Below are 4,395 nucleotides of genomic sequence, written 5' to 3'. Positions count from 1 at the left end.
GGGGTGCGACTGAGTGGACTATCCCATTGCACCCACGCCCTATCGAGACCAGTAATGGCCGATTACGAGCGTCTTGCCCTATCGAGATCAGTAATGACCGATTGCGAGCGTCTTGCTCTCGAAACTGCGAACCCTCACGAGTACCCAATCACCCATGCCTGACGAATCAATCCAAGCGGCGCTGAAAGCTCACCCAGTTGCAGACTTAGCATGGCTTGCACGGCGCAAAGAAGAAATCGTAGAGCCTGCGCTACCGATTATCGATCCGCACCATCATCTTTGGGACCATCCTGGCGACCGGTACCTCCTCGACGAGGCCCTGCAGGACTTCACATCCGGGCATAACGTCGTCGCAACTGTACATCTACAGTGCAGATCCATGTACCGTGCCTCTGGTCCTGAAGAGTTTAAGCCGGTTGGAGAAACGGAGTTCATCAACGGAATTGCGGCTCAGAGCGCCAGCGGCCTCTATGGTCCGACAAAGGTTTGTGCCGGCATCGTTGGAACCGTCGACCTGCTACTTGGGAATCGGGTCGAGCCTGTGCTGGAATCTCACTTGGCGGCTGGAGGTGACCGATTTCGCGGAGTGCGTCCGACTATCGTTTGGCACGAGAGCAAGGAGGTCTTGCCAGCCGATAATGTACCGAACGTCCTCTCGCGTCCTGAGGCGATGGCCGCTGTGAAATCAATCTCCAAGTTTGGGCTCTCGCTGGACCTTTGGGCGTTCTTCACCCAACTCGACGAAGTCGCTCAAGTCTGTCGCGACAACCCCGACCTTACCGTCGTGGTTAATCATGCAGGCGGTCCGCTCGGTATTGGCCCTTATGCCGATCGGCGCGAAGACGTGTTCGTCGAATGGCGAGAGAAGCTGGAAATCGTTTCGCGGTGTGAAAACGCAGTGATCAAGCTCGGCGGACTCGCGATGCGGTATGGTGGATTCGCGTTTAACGAACTTCCTGAACCACCTTCCTCCGACGTACTAGTCGAAAACTGGAAGCGATATTTTGATGTCTGTATCGAACTATTCGGCCCGCAACGTTGCATGTTCGAAAGCAACTTTCCCGTAGATCGCGGAATGTGTAGTTACCAGGTGCTTTGGAACGCGTTCAAAAAACTGACGCGTCAATTCTCGGAAACCGAGCGTCAATGTCTTTTCAGCGGTACTGCTGCTCGTGTTTATCGATTGGCGGACTGAAGCGGACACGTACTTCACGCATCACGGGGCGTGACCACCGTCGGTCCGAGGATTAGAGTCTGCCTGTTTGCGCCCCAACAATAAATCGCATCCCTTGCTCGAATGGCGAGAGAGGGATCATCAGGGCGCGCAAGTTTTCCGATCGTATCGGCGCCTCAATACGCTTACTAAGCTTTCCAAGCACGGGATCTGCTTGCCTAAGCTGCAGTCCCGCAATACAGCGCGTTAGCTTATCGCGCCGCGTGTTTCTATAGTAGTACTACTCATACAGTAAAAGATTAGGCTTCCCTCGAAAGCTAACCACAAAGGAGAAATGGAGATGAAGAGGCAGCAGTTTCAAGCGGCGCTTATTGTTGCGGGTACAGCGGCGCTTTGGCAATCCGCGGCACACGCGCAGAGTAGCGTAACGCTCTACGGGATCGTAGACCAGGGGTTTAGCTATCAGACAAGCCAGACCACTTTGGGATCAACCTCCGGTGGTCGATCCGCTATCAAAATGACAACCGGTGTCTGGGCAGGCAGCCGTTTCGGCTTTAAGACAGCCGAGGATCTTGGTGGCGGTACTAAAGCAATCTCGCAGTTGGAGGCAGGATTCAGCTCTTCGACTGGCGCACAGTCCGTAAGCGGATTACTGTTCAACCGACAGGCCTTTGTCGGGTTGACAAACGATCGATATGGCGCACTCACGGCGGGCCGCCAATATGCTTCGTATTATCAGATCCTGCAGCAATTTGGACCGACCAGTTGGACATCAGGGTATTTCGCCGCGCATCCTGGCGACGTTGACGGCCTTGACACGACGTACCGCGCGAACAACACTCTGGAATACATGTCTCCAACCATCGCCGGCTTCAGATTTAGCGGTTCGTATTCCTTCGGGAACGTAGCGGGGAGTGTGTATAGAGGCTCGACGTGGGCGACGGGGCTTCAATACACTCAGGGCCCTATTGGATTCGGGGTTGCTTTTTCTCGAATCAACAATTCGACTCTTGGCGGAGGCGCATTCGGCGCAGACTCCGCCACGTCCAATAACGGTGCCCAAGCCGGCGTGTCGGCTGTCACGAACGGCTATCAAACCGCTCAAGCGCAACAAAGATTCGGTGTCGGCGCCAGCTACGCTTTTAGCGGTTCTTTCGACATCAGAGCGACGTACACCAACGTGCAATACATTCCGGGTCTGGGATCAAGATTCCGTGATCTTGAGATTTTCAATACCGGGGGCGTTGAGTTGCACTGGAAGCCGAACACGCCGCTGGACCTCGCTGCCGCGTACAGTTACACTCGCGCCACGAAAGCGAACGGAATCAGCAGCAGTGCCCAATATCAGCAGTTTAATCTTTCTGAATATTATGCGTTGTCAAAGCGGACGGGTCTGTATGCCCTTCAAGCCTATCAACGCGCGAATGGGCAGACTCTAGGCACTACCGGTGCTGGCAACATTATCAACGCAACCGCCACCATCGGTGATGGTTTCAGTTCAACCCCGTCGTCGTCCAGAAGCATGTTTGCTGCGGGCGTGGGGATTATTCACCGGTTCTGAGCCATCTGCGTCATCTCTTGACCAGCCGCGCCGTACGGCGCGGTTGTCATTCGTTGTTACGCTCGACCAACCTATCCCGACCAACACGTGATGAACATTGTTCGGCCTCGACAAGAGCGTCTGTGTTACCGCGAAGAGCTCGCGGTCGAAGCCCCTCGAGAGAGGGAGCGAAGCCGAGATCGTGTTATCTAGCGCGCGAGCAGCATGTTGTCACGCCGAAGTGCGAGCGGCGCCTTTTCCATCGGCGTTCGCCCTCAATCGAGTCAGACCGAGTCAGTTGGTTTATCGACGCAACCGCTGTCTTACCGTCGAATCGATTCCACCCTTTCTTGAAGGGTGCCGCCGTGTACGCATCGGTTTGCTGCGAAAGTAACGTGAGCCAGCGGCGGCCTGATGGTATGTTGGGCAGCCAAAACTCAATTGCGCCACTGATGCGTGTAATCGTACGCGACTCCACCGTCCAGAGCATGCGTGAATCGATACCAAAAGCTCGCCTGCGCCATTGCTTAGTCGAACCTGCAAAATTCGGTTTTCTTAGCGCACGCCTCCGGGCGCTCGGTCGGGTGCTCCTGTACTTTCTGAACTAGGCAGTTGTACGACGTGCGAGCAAGGTTTCTCGCGAGATGGCTTTGTCGAGGCTGCGCAGCCACTCGAGAACGGAAAATACGGGCCCAATCCCCAGGCGAACAATAGCGCGCAACAACCAGCGAAGGTTATAGCCAACCGCGCATAGCACCGCATGTAAGGCGCCCCCGTTTTGCCCTTTGAGCCAGCAACGCTGCATGCCGTGGTCCTGTTTCACATGCCCAATGATCGGTTCTATCGCTTGGCGGCGTTTTAACCATCGTCGCTGTGTACTGCTTAGCGTCTTGTGTTTACCTCGATAAATCAATTGTACCGGCGCGAGATCGGCATCCACACCGCGATACCCGAGGTCCGCCAGCACCCCTCTCGCTCGTATGTCTGCTTCAGTGTCAGTCCGGCACGTTGCGCGAGCCTTGCGAGTTTGCCTCGTGCAACCTCCAGCAAACGGCTGTCAGTCGGATAGGCAATCGCTTTCTGCTGGACCGTCGTATCGACAATCACGCGCTCGAACTCGGCCGGCCTCACTGCTTTCATTTGCACGGCCGCTGCAATTGTCGTCGCGAGCAATTCCTCGACGCCGGCTTCGCCCAGCGCCTGCCGAAAGCGCACGAGGTTGGTCGGATCACACGGCATGTGCGGCTGAAAATACTGTTCGCCGCAGAAAAACTGGAAGTACACCTCTTGTGCCCAGCGCTCACAAACGGAATCATCACTTTCGTTGTACGCGTGCTTCAGGTAGAGCAGCCCGACCATTAGCCGGATCGACAGGCGCGGACGTCCGGCAGCGCTGGGGCCCGCACCTGCCAGTTTCGGTGCTATGCCGAATAGATCAATCTCCGATCTGGTCCGGCCTTCGCGAGCACGTCGCTCGAAGATCGGTGTCAACGTCGCTTCTATCGACGTCCATGGCATCCGATTGGCCAATACCGCCAGCGGGTGCCGCAAATCGATCATCGCGTCCAGGCGGCTGCGGAAGAAATCCGGTGTGCTCATCGGCGCTTCTCACTCCCAGAAGATAGGCCAATTCCGTCTCGAAACTGGGAGTTTCGCAACCCTTTATTCGCATCGATCCGCA

General features: G+C 56.0%; 2 protein-coding genes and 1 pseudogene. 2 read left to right on the top strand and 1 reads right to left on the bottom strand.

Going from position 1 to position 4,395, the window contains the following annotated elements; all coding sequences use genetic code 11:
- Window positions 1-154: 154 nt before the first annotated feature.
- On the top strand, window positions 155-1,195 hold the full coding sequence (locus tag P7F28_RS06160; protein WP_277183605.1) for an amidohydrolase: 1,041 nt from the start codon (window positions 155-157) through the stop codon (window positions 1,193-1,195).
- A 319-nt stretch (window positions 1,196-1,514) separates the two neighbouring features.
- Window positions 1,515-2,735, top strand: a complete 1,221-nt coding sequence (locus tag P7F28_RS06155; protein WP_277183604.1) for a porin — start codon at window positions 1,515-1,517, stop codon at window positions 2,733-2,735.
- 583 nt (window positions 2,736-3,318) lie between these two features.
- On the opposite strand, the pseudogene P7F28_RS06150 reads toward P7F28_RS06155, so the two are convergent.
- Window positions 3,319-4,313 (bottom strand): annotated as a pseudogene (locus P7F28_RS06150) (transposase).
- Window positions 4,314-4,395: the final 82 nt, after the last annotated feature.

Source organism: Caballeronia sp. BR00000012568055, from assembly GCF_029439455.1.
In the GTDB taxonomy this organism is placed as follows: Bacteria; Pseudomonadota; Gammaproteobacteria; order Burkholderiales; family Burkholderiaceae; genus Caballeronia.
The sequence above is the reverse complement of the archived record's forward strand: the minus strand, read 5'-3'. Positions and strand labels throughout refer to the sequence as shown.